Annotated in this window: 16 protein-coding genes; 7 read left to right on the top strand and 9 right to left on the bottom strand. The window is 42.8% G+C overall.

The genetic code is table 11. The features are described from left to right. Positions 1 to 39: 39 nt before the first annotated feature. A complete protein-coding gene (gene rlmE, locus PSI14_RS09020; protein ID WP_273575658.1) occupies positions 40 to 669 on the bottom strand; it encodes a 23S rRNA (uridine(2552)-2'-O)-methyltransferase RlmE in 630 nt (209 codons plus the stop codon). Between the two features lie 135 nt (positions 670 to 804). Between rlmE and yhbY the strand changes: the two genes are divergently transcribed. After that, positions 805 to 1,098, top strand: a complete 294-nt coding sequence (yhbY, locus tag PSI14_RS09015) for a ribosome assembly RNA-binding protein YhbY (RefSeq protein WP_273575592.1) — start codon at positions 805 to 807, stop codon at positions 1,096 to 1,098. Between the two features lie 126 nt (positions 1,099 to 1,224). Here the strand turns inward: yhbY and greA are convergent, their stop codons facing one another. Beyond that, on the bottom strand, positions 1,225 to 1,701 hold the full coding sequence (gene greA / locus PSI14_RS09010) for a transcription elongation factor GreA (protein WP_092516831.1): 477 nt from the start codon (positions 1,699 to 1,701) through the stop codon (positions 1,225 to 1,227). 272 nt (positions 1,702 to 1,973) lie between these two features. Here greA and dacB point away from each other — a divergent pair, with 272 nt between their 5' ends. Next, positions 1,974 to 3,422: a serine-type D-Ala-D-Ala carboxypeptidase gene (gene dacB / locus PSI14_RS09005; protein ID WP_273575591.1), complete on the top strand. Its 1,449-nt coding sequence runs from the start codon at positions 1,974 to 1,976 to the stop codon at positions 3,420 to 3,422. A gap of 87 nt (positions 3,423 to 3,509) precedes the next feature. Here dacB and cgtA read toward each other — a convergent pair whose 3' ends face one another. The 3 genes from cgtA to rplU all read right to left on the bottom strand — a co-directional run bounded on the left by cgtA (position 3,510) and on the right by rplU (position 5,390). Further along, positions 3,510 to 4,676: an Obg family GTPase CgtA gene (gene cgtA / locus PSI14_RS09000; RefSeq protein ID WP_273575657.1), complete on the bottom strand. Its 1,167-nt coding sequence runs from the start codon at positions 4,674 to 4,676 to the stop codon at positions 3,510 to 3,512. Between the two features lie 127 nt (positions 4,677 to 4,803). After that, positions 4,804 to 5,061 carry a 50S ribosomal protein L27 gene (rpmA, locus tag PSI14_RS08995; protein ID WP_010845218.1) on the bottom strand — a complete coding sequence of 86 codons (258 nt, stop codon included), beginning with the start codon at positions 5,059 to 5,061 and terminating at the stop codon, positions 4,804 to 4,806. A 20-nt stretch (positions 5,062 to 5,081) separates the two neighbouring features. Continuing rightward, positions 5,082 to 5,390 carry a 50S ribosomal protein L21 gene (gene rplU, locus PSI14_RS08990; protein WP_010845219.1) on the bottom strand — a complete coding sequence of 103 codons (309 nt, stop codon included), beginning with the start codon at positions 5,388 to 5,390 and terminating at the stop codon, positions 5,082 to 5,084. Between the two features lie 251 nt (positions 5,391 to 5,641). Here rplU and ispB point away from each other — a divergent pair, with 251 nt between their 5' ends. Continuing rightward, positions 5,642 to 6,613, top strand: a complete 972-nt coding sequence (gene ispB / locus PSI14_RS08985) for an octaprenyl diphosphate synthase (RefSeq protein WP_273575590.1) — start codon at positions 5,642 to 5,644, stop codon at positions 6,611 to 6,613. A gap of 27 nt (positions 6,614 to 6,640) precedes the next feature. Here ispB and PSI14_RS08980 read toward each other — a convergent pair whose 3' ends face one another. Together PSI14_RS08980 and PSI14_RS08975 are read right to left on the bottom strand one after the other, a co-directional pair. Further along, positions 6,641 to 7,021 carry a DNA-binding protein gene (locus PSI14_RS08980; protein ID WP_273553379.1) on the bottom strand — a complete coding sequence of 127 codons (381 nt, stop codon included), beginning with the start codon at positions 7,019 to 7,021 and terminating at the stop codon, positions 6,641 to 6,643. 75 nt (positions 7,022 to 7,096) lie between these two features. Then, positions 7,097 to 7,444, bottom strand: coding sequence for a DNA-binding protein (locus PSI14_RS08975; RefSeq protein WP_092516812.1), 348 nt, complete (start codon positions 7,442 to 7,444; stop codon positions 7,097 to 7,099). Between the two features lie 187 nt (positions 7,445 to 7,631). Between PSI14_RS08975 and PSI14_RS08970 the strand changes: the two genes are divergently transcribed. Further along, a complete protein-coding gene (locus tag PSI14_RS08970; RefSeq protein WP_273575589.1) occupies positions 7,632 to 7,898 on the top strand; it encodes a helix-turn-helix domain-containing protein in 267 nt (88 codons plus the stop codon). Positions 7,899 to 8,007: 109 nt separating this feature from the next. Here the strand turns inward: PSI14_RS08970 and mdh are convergent, their stop codons facing one another. Beyond that, complete coding sequence (gene mdh / locus PSI14_RS08965; protein WP_273575588.1) at positions 8,008 to 8,946, bottom strand: malate dehydrogenase; 939 nt, start codon at positions 8,944 to 8,946, stop codon at positions 8,008 to 8,010. 505 nt (positions 8,947 to 9,451) lie between these two features. Between mdh and argR the strand changes: the two genes are divergently transcribed. After that, complete coding sequence (gene argR / locus PSI14_RS08960) at positions 9,452 to 9,922, top strand: transcriptional regulator ArgR (protein WP_273575587.1); 471 nt, start codon at positions 9,452 to 9,454, stop codon at positions 9,920 to 9,922. 138 nt (positions 9,923 to 10,060) lie between these two features. Here argR and mpl read toward each other — a convergent pair whose 3' ends face one another. Beyond that, positions 10,061 to 11,431, bottom strand: coding sequence for a UDP-N-acetylmuramate:L-alanyl-gamma-D-glutamyl-meso-diaminopimelate ligase (gene mpl, locus PSI14_RS08955; RefSeq protein ID WP_273575586.1), 1,371 nt, complete (start codon positions 11,429 to 11,431; stop codon positions 10,061 to 10,063). Positions 11,432 to 11,604: 173 nt separating this feature from the next. Between mpl and fbp the strand changes: the two genes are divergently transcribed. After that, positions 11,605 to 12,609, top strand: a complete 1,005-nt coding sequence (gene fbp, locus PSI14_RS08950) for a class 1 fructose-bisphosphatase (RefSeq protein ID WP_273575585.1) — start codon at positions 11,605 to 11,607, stop codon at positions 12,607 to 12,609. Between the two features lie 241 nt (positions 12,610 to 12,850). Further along, entirely contained in the window at positions 12,851 to 13,381 is a 531-nt protein-coding gene (gene ppa / locus PSI14_RS08945; RefSeq protein WP_273575584.1) for an inorganic diphosphatase, read from the top strand. The last annotated feature ends 25 nt before the right edge of the window (positions 13,382 to 13,406 follow it).

The following is a 13,406-nucleotide window of genomic DNA, read 5'->3' as shown; positions in this document are numbered from 1 at the left end:
CTCATATTACAACTGTGTTAACAAATAGTAGTCAGGGTACTATACTTTCCGCCCTGTCGCTACAATATATACTTCACGTGATCGTGCCCGCGAAGCTTCTGGTTTACGAGTTTTTACCTTCGCAAAAAGGGAGCGTATTTCCCTTAGGTATTCATCAAAGCCTTCTCCCTGAAACACTTTGACAATAAAACTACCCCCAGGGGCCAGCACATCACGACACATACCCAACGCTAACTCAACCAGATACATGGATCGGGGAATATCGACCGCGGGGGTTCCACTCATATTGGGAGCCATATCCGACATGACGACCTGGACTTTATTATCACCAACTCTCTCAAGTAATGTTTTCAATACGAGCTCATCACGAAAATCTCCTTGAAGGAAATCGACTCCAACTATCGGGTCCATCGGCAAAAGATCACAAGCAATTACTCGTCCACTATTACCAATCTGACTAACTACATATTGAGACCATCCACCCGGAGCAGCGCCTAAATCAACAACGGTCATGCCCGGTTTAAAGATTTTGTCGCTTTGCTGTATCTCATCAAGTTTAAACCAAGCGCGAGAGCGAAGCCCTTTTTTCTGCGCCTGAAGAACATATTTATCACTAAAATGTTCCTGTAACCAGCGACTTGAGCTTGCTGAACGTTTTTTATTGGCCATTGTTCTTTCCAACTATACTAATAGAGAGCCTTATTTTTTTGCGCTCTCTTATCAAACCACACCACACTTTTATGGTGATAGATATGAGATGGCGGTAGAATACGCCGTTTTCAATCCCAACTAAGTAAAAAAACGATGACTCTTAACAAGAAACAAGTCCAATACCTAAAAAGCCTCGCTCATTCATTAAAGCCTGTCGTTATGATCGGCAACAATGGGCTAACCGAAGGCGTGTTGGCTGAAGTCGAGCAAACTCTTTCGCATCACGAGCTTATCAAAGTCAAAGTTGCAGGCGAAGACCGTGAACTAAAAACTTTGATCGCTGAAGCGATTGTTCGTGAAACCGGTGCACATAATGTGCAAATCATTGGAAAAATATTAGTCCTCTACCGTCCATCGAAAGAACGCAAGATTAGTCTACCTAAATAATCACGGCATATTTGTACAAAAATGCCATATTGATTGTATTCACCATGATAAAAAAGGCCAAAAACTGGCCTTTTTTCTTCCATCTCAACTTCACATATCAGCACAATAGCCGATTATCATGATGTTTTAGAGATAATCCACATTCAAAACTTCGTATTCCACTTGACCACCGGGCGTGGTGATCACAACAACATCATCCACTTCTTTACCAATCAGGCCACGGGCAATCGGTGAATTTACTGAAAGAAGATTTTCTTTAATATTGGCTTCATCATCACCTACGATACGGTAGTTCTGCTCTTCATCAGAATCCACGTTCAGTACCGTTACCGTTGCCCCAAAAATCACCCGGCCACTGTTGGTCATCTTCGTGACGTCAATCACCTGTGCATTAGAAAGTTTAGCCTCAATTTCCTGAATGCGGCCTTCGCAGAAACCCTGCTGCTCACGAGCAGCATGATATTCCGCGTTTTCTTTCAAATCACCGTGCTCACGTGCATCAGCGATTGCGGCAATAATTTGAGGGCGACGTACATTTTTCAAATGTTCTAATTCTTCGCGCAATTTATCCGCGCCACGTACAGTCATCGGAATTTGTTTCATTTATCAAACCTCTAAATCAATCCTAAGCCCAAACACATCTTCCTGATTTTTGTAATAACAGCACAATGAGCACACCCTATCAGGCGGGCCTCCAGACAATAAAAGGAGTGCAAACCCAGCATAATCTGAAGTTCACATGCATATTTACCTGCTAATCTATCATTCTAACGTAGAGTTGATGATGGATCATCGTTTACTTTTCCTTTGAATTACACCTTAGTATTATTAATACAAATATTTTTGGAATACATTCACCTTCGTATGCGAGATCTATGGCTCTTTTAAAAATTACCAACAGAATAGCTTGTATACTCAGTTTAAGCCTGAGTATTTTCAGTGCAAATGCCTCTTCTATTGAGAAAAGTGCCCAATATTTACCTACGGGAACTAATTTTTCATTTATCGCCCAAGTCGTTGGCTCAAAAGAACCGTTAATTGATTACCACGGGCAACAAATGGCTTTACCCGCAAGTACGCAGAAAATTGTAACGGCATTGGCAGCTCTATTACAGCTTGGTAAGGATTACCGTTTTATAACAACACTGGAAAGTGATGCTAATATTTCCGATGGCGTATTAGAAGGTAATCTAATAGCCCGTTTTGTAGGTGACCCGATGCTAACGCGTTCGCAACTGCGCAATATGGTCGAGACCTTAAAACAATCTGGCATCAAACAAATTAATGGCGATCTCATCATAGATGTTTCAATTTTTGCCAGCCACGATAAAGCGCCCGGCTGGGTGTGGAACGATATGACCCAATGCTTCAGTGCTCCTCCATCAGCAGCAATCGTGGATAAGAACTGCTTTTCTGTTTCACTTTACGGCTCAAAGCAACCTGATGAGCAGGCATTTGTCCGTGTACCCTCTTTTTATCCTGTCAATGTATTCAGTGAAGTCAAAACATTGGCTAAGGGATCACCAGAAGCAAAGTATTGTGAACTTGATGTTACGGTGGGTGACTTGAATCGATACACTCTCACAGGTTGTCTGACACAACGCGATGAGCCACTTCCACTGGTATTTGCCATCCAAAATGGACCTAGTTATGCTGGCAAGATCCTGAAAAATGAACTGAATATTGCAGGCATTGAGTTAAAAGGCCATATACGACGCCAATCAATTCCCCAACACCCAGAAAAAATTCTCGCCCTGAATCAGTCTGTACCATTAAATAATATGCTCAAAATCATGTTGAAAAAATCAGATAACATGATTGCAGATACAATCTTTCGTACCCTCGGCCATCGTTATTTCAACGTTCCAGGCACGTGGCGGACAGGTTCTGATGCAGTTCGTCAGATTCTGAAACAAAAAGCCGGTATTGATTTAAGGAATACCATCATGGTGGATGGTTCGGGCCTTTCACGCCACAATTTAATCACACCGACAACCATGATGGAAATATTGCAATTTATTGCTCAGCACAATGATGAACTGGATTTCATCTCCATGTTACCCCGAGCGGGATATGATGGCACGTTGGCTTATCGTCCTGGTCTACATGAGTCGGGAGTTGATGGTAAAGTCTTTGCCAAAACGGGATCATTACAAGGGGTTTATAATCTCGCTGGGTTTATGACTGCCGCCAGTGGGCAACAAATTGCTTTTGTCCAATTTATCTCTGGGTATTCTGTTCCCCCTGAAGAACAACGAACCCGTCGTGTTCCACTATCGCGTTTTGAACACGATCTATATAAAACGTTATACCAAAGCCACTGAACAGACTCAGCTATTCAAAAAAGATTGAATGAAAAAAGGGCGCTGTATTTAGCGCCCTTTTATTATATTCGAATATCTACATGAAGATTAGGGTTTATAAATAAACTCAATACCTTCGTCATCTTCTTCGTCCCAGTCATCATCCCAATCTTCATCAGATGATTGCTGTAACTGTTCTTTATGGTAGTCATCCCACATGAATTCGACTTTTTCGGGTTGAGATTCTTCCGACGTTTCCATGCTACGAGGCTGCGTCTTCATGAATTCCATAATGTCCCAGCAAAGTTCTTTCACGCCCTGACGGTTCACAGCTGAGATCATGTAATAATCACCTTCCCAGCCAAGCTCATCAGCAATGGCTTTTGCCCGCTGCTTAGCTTCTTCTGGATCTGTGAGATCTACCTTGTTAAACACCAACCAGCGCGGTTTTTCTGCCAGTTTTTCACTATATTTGTGCAGCTCTTTGATGATGATACGGGCATTTTCAACCGGATCAGATTCATCGATCGGACAGAGATCAATCAAATGCAGCAACACACGGCAACGTTCCAAATGTTTCAAGAAACGAATGCCCAATCCAGCACCTTCTGATGCCCCTTCAATCAAACCAGGGATATCCGCTACTACAAAGCTTTGCTCGTTATCCATACGCACGACGCCAAGACTTGGCACCAGAGTTGTAAACGGATAATCAGCCACTTTCGGTTTTGCTGCCGATACAGCGCGGATAAAGGTGGATTTGCCTGCATTTGGCATACCCAGCATTCCCACATCAGCCAGCAACATCAGTTCTAACATCAGTTCACGGCTTTCTCCAGGTGTCCCCATCGTTCTTTGACGAGGAGCTCGATTCACCGAAGATTTAAAACGAGTATTGCCAAGGCCGTGGAAGCCTCCTTTTGCAACCATAAAACGCTGTTCATGGCGCACCATATCCCCAAGTACTTCTCCCGTGGCAATATCACGCACACGAGTTCCAACTGGAACTTTAATGGTAATATCCTGACCACGTTTACCTGTACAATCGCGGCTTTGTCCATTTTGACCACGTTCAGCACGGAAGGATTTTTCAAAACGGTAATCAATCAGTGTATTGAGGTTTTCATCTGCCAGCAGGTAGACATCGCCACCATCGCCACCATCACCGCCGTCCGGCCCACCTTTGGGAATATATTTCTCACGACGGAAGCTGACGCAACCATTGCCACCATCTCCCGCAACAACCAGAATCTTGGCTTCATCTACAAATTTCATCATTTTTCTCCGTAGGATAGCCACTATAAAGCTGGATGGCTGATGTACCCAGAGATGGCGTAATCCAGAATATAAAAAGCCCTGCAACACATTGCAGGGCTTCAGGTTCGATTAAGATTCAAAAAACTTATTCAGCTTCGATGCTGATGAATTTACGGTTTTTTGGACCTTTAACTTCGAATTTAATTTTCCCGTCAGCTAATGCGAACAGGGTGTGGTCACGGCCACAACCTACGTTGTTACCTGCGTGGAATTTAGTACCACGTTGACGAACGATGATGCTGCCTGCCAAAACAGACTCACCACCAAAACGTTTTACACCCAGACGTTTGCTTTCAGAATCGCGACCGTTACGAGTCGAGCCGCCAGCCTTTTTGTGTGCCATTAATCTGCTCTCCTAAAATCTTAAGCGATGCCAGTGATTTTAACATCAGTGAACCACTGACGGTGGCCCTGTTGCTTACGGCTATGTTTACGACGACGAAACTTAACGATTTTAATTTTCTCGCCACGACCGTGAGCAACAACTTCAGCTTTAATTTTAACGCCTTCAACTACTGGAGCGCCGATTTTGATGTCTTCACCATTAGCGACCATCAGCACCTGGTCAAACTCAACCGTTTCACCTGTTGCGATGTCCAGCTTTTCCAAGCGAATTGTTTGGCCTTCGCTTACTCGGTGTTGTTTACCACCACTTTGGAAAACTGCGTACATATAAACTCCGCTTTCCGCGCACCCCCTAAAAATGCTTTCCAGAGTGCGCTATAAAATATTCACAATAGGGCGCGAATTCTACGCAAAAACCGTTTGGAAGACAAGTGCAGAATTAGAACAGATGAGAAAAAAACAGAGTTTTTCAATTGTCATTTATTTGAACGGTTTTTCAAGTACAATCGATATATCATGATATCTATTGATATGCTAATTAATGAGCACAGCTCTGAATCAGAGTCCAAAGCCAAAACATGAATTTAGAATCGATAATTAAACTTACCGCTAATGATATGACAGCGGTTAATGAAACCATTCTTAACCAATTAAATTCTGACGTTGCGCTGATCAACCAACTTGGTTACTACATTATCAGCGGTGGTGGCAAGCGCATCCGGCCAATGATAGCAGTACTGGCAGGCAAAGCTCTTCACTGCGAAGACAAAAAGCACATAAAAGTTGCTGCTTTGATTGAATTTATCCACACAGCAACATTGCTGCATGATGATGTTGTTGATGAATCTGACATGCGCCGTGGAAAGGCGACAGCCAACTCCATTTATGGCAATGCTGCCAGTGTCCTTGTGGGTGATTTCATTTATACGCGTTCATTTCAAATGATGACCGATCTTGACTCCATGCGTGTATTGAAATTGATGTCTGACGCCACCAATGTCATTGCTGAAGGCGAAGTAATGCAGTTGATGAACTGCAATGATCCTGATATTTCAGAAGATGACTATATGAGGGTTATTTATAGTAAAACTGCCCGCCTGTTTGAAGTCGCAGCCCACTCAGCAGCCATTCTTGCCAACGCCACTCCTGAGCAAGAAGTAGCATTGCGTGATTATGGTCGCTATCTGGGGACAGCATTTCAATTAATTGACGATCTGCTGGATTACGATGCAGACAACAACACGCTCGGCAAGAATACGGGGGATGACCTGAACGAAGGCAAGCCAACATTGCCCCTTTTGCACGCCATGAACCATGGGACGCCGGAACAAGCCGCTTTAATCCGAAGTGCTATTGAACAAGGAAATGGCCGCCATTTACTGGATACCGTACTCGCAACAATGAAACAGTGTGGCTCACTTAAATACACCCGCCAACGGGCGGAGGAGGAAGCAGATAAGGCAATTTCAGCATTGCAAATACTGGACGATTCTCCATACAAGGCGGCCCTTGAGGGATTAGCTCATGTCGCTGTACAGCGACTTTCCTGAGTTGAATCAATCAGTGTCCCAGATTACTCAATCTGGGATACTGTCTTTACTATCAATATCTTGAATACCAACGTATTGGATAAGGCTAGCCAGTCCTTTTCTCAAAATGAACTTAACCATTCGTTCCCTTTCGGGTTTGCTCAGCTGGTAATAAGCCTCTACCCAGATTATAAATGGATCCTGTCGCTTATTCCGGTAGTACTCGACCGAATTTTCACTGACAGTCAGTACATTCAGCACTTCTTCGGGTAAACTGTTGACATTATATTCGAGCGCCTTTCCCTGCACTCCGCGCTTACGGCGTTGTTCCCAACCTTCGCGTCTTGCCATCAGATTAACCCCTTGGGGAGACGATGGCAGCCCTGCGAGGCCGATGAGTTCCTTTGCAGAATACCATTCTTTCTTCATCTTTTTCTCCTCGCTTTGTACTGAAGCAGTGAAGAGAAAGCCAAATTTTAAACATTTGGCTTTTCAAAAGCTGCCTCAAGTAGCTGTAATTTTTTCTAAAAAACTTCTTATGCCATCTCGTAGTATCACTTCGATAATTACCTCCTTTTCTTCCTCGTTGAGTAAATTAAATGCACTTACCCAAATAGATAGAGGGTCTTGTTTCTGAACCTGATATTCCGCTGACGTTTCATGAAGTTCCAAAGCCGTCAAAGTTGATTCAGGAAAACAAGAGTAATGGTATTCAATCGCCCTTCCTTGAACACCTGTCCGTTTTTGCTTCAACCACTCTTCACGTTTTGCTCTGGCATTAACTCCTTGTGGTGATCTAGGTAACTCACCTACACCGGTCAGCTCCATTGCCGTATACCACTCTTTTTTCATAATGTTTCTCTATTTTTGTAACCAAGTTCAAAAAAGAAGTTATTAAGAAAAATTTAGAAATATTTTTAGAAAAAATAATGTTATTTTATTTTCTTAATAACAGATCCATGTTCGTTATTAATTTCACATTAACGCTTTAGTTATACCACTAATGTGGCTTCAAATTTAATAGGAAAGGATTAAAAAAATGATTTCTATGAAATCGGATTGGCATCCTGCTGATATTATTGCCGCTTTACGTAAACGTGGAACTACGTTAGCAGCCGTTTCTCGTGAAGCGGGGCTGAGTTCATCAACTTTGGCGAATACACTTTCTCGCCCATGGCCCAAGGGAGAATGGATAATAGCGGATTACTTAGAATTACATCCGTCTGAAATATGGCCAAGCCGTTATTTCGATCCCCATACAGGAGAATTATTAGAGAGAAAAGTCCGAGATAAAAAGAATAATTAGCTATCAATATAATTATTGAAAAAAAACCGCTAGTTATTTCGAACTAGCGGTTTCAGTTATCTAATATATTTAACTTAATTCTTATATTAATAAATCAATAATAAATAAATTAATCGTTAATGAATTTTTCGCCCAATTCAATATCTTTCTTCAAAACATCCAGCATGTTATCTAATGACTTCTGTTCAAAGTCACTCAACTTGCCAATATCTAAACGTTCTTCGATACCATTTTTCCCTAAGCGTACAGGCTGCGCAAAGAAACGGGCATATTTACCATCACCTTCAACATAACTGCACTCAACAACATTGCTTTCACCTTGCAGACCACGAATCAGAGACAATCCCAAACGTGCTGCCGCCTGTCCCATAGACAATGTTGCAGAACCGCCACCCGCTTTCGCTTCAACGACTTCAGTACCTGCATTCTGGATACGTTTGGTCAAGGCTTCAACTTCTTCATCAGTGAAGCTAACACCTGAAACTTGAGACAATAATGGCAAAATAGTTACGCCTGAATGTCCACCAATCACTGGAACTTCCAACTCTTCTGGTTTTTTGCCTTTTAATTCAGCAATAAACGTGTTGGAACGGATGATATCCAATGTTGTTACACCAAACAGGCGGTTCTTATCGTATACCCCTTCTTTTTTCAGTACCTCAGCAGCAATTGCTACAGTGGTATTGACTGGGTTAGTAATAATTCCAATTAATGCTTTTGGACAAGTTTTAGCGACCTGCTGAACCAGATTACGAATGATTCCCGCATTAATATTGAACAAATCGGAACGATCCATACCAGGTTTACGTGCCACACCCGCAGAAATCAATACGACATCTGCACCTACCAGTGCAGGAGTTGCATCTTCACCAGCAAAACCTGTGATTTTGACTGCCGTTGGAATATGGCTCAAATCGGCTGCCACGCCTGGGGTCACCGGAGCAATGTCATACAAGGAAAGTTCTGAACCTGAAGGAAGCTGGGTCTTGAGTAGAAGGGCAAGTGCCTGACCAATACCACCGGCTGCACCGAGAACTGCAACTTTCATCCTGATACTCCTTAAATAAGTACTATAAAAAGTTTAAACCTGTACGGTTAAGAGAATGCTTTCATTTTTTCCATCATCAATATAATGATCGAGAAGGCTCTCATCTTACTCATCACTACGTCTTAAAAACAATCTGTTAACAGTCAGATTATCCACCTAATGGCTTGATGATGGAATACTAAAGTTGTTTTATTCTAGACAAAAGGCTTATCTGTTAATGAGATAACGGACACTTTTTTGAGAATTATTTCAGTTATATCACTTATCAATTAGCTGATTACCTTACTCTTCCCTTTCACACTAAACAACTCCATTTAATTAACAATACATTTACTATGCTTAATCTGGAGAAAAGAAAACTATATTAATATCCAGACTATTAATAAGGTGATATCGAAAAATATACAATTATGCTCTATATGTTGGTTCTTTCTTCTCTTTCTTGAATAAAAATTCACTCTTTCGCATAATGTCGGCCTAATAACGGATTCAACGATGGTGAAATATGCGTGTTCCTTCGAAACAGGAAGATTTGGTAAAAGCTTTCAAGTCATTATTGAAAGAAGAAAAATTCAGCTCTCAAGGTGAAATTGTTTCAGCACTTCAGGATGAAGGGTTTGAAAATATCAACCAATCTAAAGTTTCCAGAATGCTGACGAAATTTGGTGCTGTCCGAACGCGTAATGTAAAGATGGAAATGGTCTACTGCCTACCAGCAGAACTGGGTGTTCCCACTGCCACCAGTCCATTAAAAAATCTGGTATTAGATGTCGATTATAATCACAGCGTTGTCGTCATACGAACCAGCCCTGGCGCAGCACAGTTAATTGCACGTCTATTAGATTCATTGGGGAAGGCAGAAGGGATTCTTGGCAGTATTGCAGGAGATGACACCATTTTTTCTACCCCAGCACAAAACTTTACGACCAAGCAACTCTACGAAGCAATTCTCAACTTGTTTGAGCAAGAACTTTAATCTGTGGATCTGCCGTATGCCAAACCAATTAAGATAGGCGCACGGCAGACCAAAATATTAGCTTGGAGGATAAAAGAATATGTGATGAAAAGAGGATCGTCCAATGGGCGCGATCCCCTATTGCAGAGAGCATAACAATTAAGCTGTACTTGCTTTCTTCGTCAATTCGGCCAATAGCTTCTCATGAATTCCATCAAACCCACCGTTACTCATAATCAGAATATGATCGCCCGGCAGTGCCGTTTCTACAATCATTTTAACCAAAGCATCGATATCAGCACTCCAACGGGCTGGCTGAATGCACTGTTCAGCAATTTCAATAACTTGCCACGGGATATTAGTAGGCTGATAGAGAAAGACTTCGTCAGCGCGCCCCATGGAAGGCGCAATATCATTTTTGCTCATTCCCATTTTCATGGTATTCGACCGAGGTTCCAGTACGGCAAGAATACGAGACATCCCGCCCACTTTGCTTCTCAGCGCTTCCATTGTAGCTAAAATGGCCGTTGGATGATGGGCAAAATCATCATACACCGAGATACCATTAACTTCGCCGCATAATTCAAGGCGACGACGGGCATTAATAAATTTGCTTAGTGCCCGACAAGCATCCACAGGTTGAACACCCACATGATGGGCTGCCACAATCGCAATCAAACCATTATGCATATTGTGTTCACCGACGAGTGACCACTTCACTTCTCCAATCAATTCACCATGATGGAAAACTTGATAATTACTGCTATCTTGGCTGACTTTCTTCGCCTGCCAATTACCACTTTCTCCGATCTGTTCCAGCTCACTCCAACATCCCATTGAAAGCACATGCTTCAAATTAACATCATTATCAGGAACAATGATTTTCCCTGTACTCGGCACAACTCTGACGAGATGGTGGAACTGTTTTTGAATAGCAGCCAAATTTTCAAAAATGTCGGCGTGATCAAATTCCAGATTGTTCATGATCAGTGTGCGGGGACTGTAATGGACAAATTTTGAACGCTTGTCGAAAAAGGCACAATCGTATTCATCAGCTTCAATCACAAAAAATGGGCTTTCACCGATTTGTGCTGAGACCTCGAAATTACCCGGTACACCACCGATCAAGAACCCCGGTTTATAGCCACAATCTTCCAAAATCCAGGCCAACATGCCGGCCGTTGTTGTTTTGCCGTGGGTTCCCGCGACAGCCAATACCCAGCGTTCCGGTAATACATGATCATGTAGCCATTGCGGGCCAGAAGTATAAGGAATGCCACGATCCAGTACCGCTTCCACGCAAGGATTACCGCGTGTCATGGCATTACCGATGATCACCAGCTCCGGAGCAGGATCAAGTTGTGCCGGGTCGTATCCTTGGATCAGTTCAATGCCCTGTTTTTCCAGCAGGGTGCTCATTGGTGGATATACATTAGCATCAGAGCCAGTCACTTCATGGCCCTGTGCACGAGCGAGGATCGCCAACCCTCCCATAAAAGTACCGCAAATGCCGAGAATATGAATACGCATTTATTTCTACCCGATATCATGAACTGTATCACTATTCTAACCATCAAATCAGAGATTAGAAATGCAATAGCCTATGAATCATCTGATTCTTTAGCTAAACTGCCCGCGCATGAGTGCGACACACAAAGTGAAGCACGCTTCCTAAAACCACAATCAAATTCAAGGCCTTTGTCATGAAAACATTAGGCGAATTCATCGTCGAAAAACAGCACGATTTTCCTCATGCTACAGGTGAACTGACCGCATTGTTGTCTGCCATTAAGTTAGGTGCCAAAATCATTCATAGAGATATCAATAAAGCCGGTCTGGTGGATATTTTGGGCACGAGTGGTGTATCTAATGTTCAGGGTGAAGTTCAGATGAAACTGGACTTATACGCCAATGAAAAACTCAAGGCAGCACTGAAAGCACGCGGCGAAGTTGCAGGTATTGCGTCTGAGGAAGAAGACGAGATCGTTATTTTTGATGGCGACCGAGCAGAAAACGCGAAGTATGTTGTTTTGATGGATCCATTGGATGGTTCTTCGAATATTGATGTAAACGTTTCCGTCGGGACTATTTTCTCGATTTACCATCGAATTACCCCGATTGGTCAGCCTGTAACCGAAGACGATTTTCTGCAACCGGGAAATCGTCAGGTTGCAGCAGGTTATGTGGTTTACGGTTCATCCACAATGCTGGTTTACACTACAGGCTGTGGTGTCCATACTTTTACTTATGACCCTTCCCTTGGTGTGTTCTGTCTGACCCATGAAAAAGTCCAATTCCCAGAAAAGGGTAATATGTACTCCATCAACGAAGGGAACTACATCAGATTCCCGATGGGTGTGAAAAAATACATCAAATATTGCCAAGAGCAGGACGAAGCGACTCAGCGTCCTTATACAACTCGTTATATCGGTTCTCTGGTTGCAGATTTCCACCGCAATTTGCTGAAGGGTGGCATCTATATTTATCCAAGCACTGCAAGCTATCCAACCGGAAAATTGCGCCTATTGTACGAATGCAACCCAATTGCGTTTCTTGCTGAACAGGCTGGCGGCAAGGCCAGTGATGGCGCTAACCGCATTCTGGACATCACACCAACCAAATTGCATCAGCGCGTCCCTTTCTTCGTAGGAACCAAATCAATGGTGGAAAAAGCCGAGGATTTTATGGCTGAATTTCCAGACGAATAAGATCATTTATTCGTAAAGTAGTTAAAGAGGCGAGCCAAATTTCGCCTCTTTAACTTACTCTGCCTCAATTCTGTTATCAGAAGCCATAGAACAAATCATAGATAATTTCTGGACTGGAATTTTTGATAACCATGAATCTGCTGGAATACGGGCATAACACCGAAAAATGGAATTACTTTAAGCCTGTTTTGGCTATAATACCCCGCACTCCATTTTGGTTTGAAATTCAAGGAAACTTTTTATGAGCCTGAACAACGTACCGGCGGGAAAAGACCTGCCTGAAGATATCTATGTCATTATTGAGATCCCAGCAAACGCTGATCCGATCAAATATGAAGTAGACAAAGAATCTGGCGCTCTGTTTGTAGACCGTTTCATGTCAACTGCGATGTTCTACCCATGCAACTACGGTTACATCAATAATACTCTGTCCCTCGACGGTGACCCAGTTGACGTATTGGTTCCAACACCATACCCATTACAGCCAGGTTCCGTTATTCGCTGCCGTCCAGTCGGTGTTCTGAAAATGACTGACGAATCAGGTGAAGATGCGAAATTGGTCGCTGTTCCTCATACCAAACTGAGCAAAGAATACGATCACATCAAAGATGTGTATGATCTGCCAGAACTGCTGCGTGCCCAAATCACTCACTTCTTCGAGCACTACAAAGATCTGGAAAAAGGCAAGTGGGTTAAAATTGATAGCTGGGACAACGTTGAAGCTGCTAAGACTGAAATCCGATCTTCTTTCGAACGCGCTGCAAAAAAATAATCCAAACAGATAATTACGGATTTTT

The sequence above is a fragment of the Xenorhabdus anantnagensis genome (assembly GCF_028598555.1).
GTDB lineage: Bacteria > Pseudomonadota > Gammaproteobacteria > Enterobacterales > Enterobacteriaceae > Xenorhabdus > Xenorhabdus anantnagensis.
This window is presented reverse-complemented; position numbering and strand designations above follow the sequence as displayed.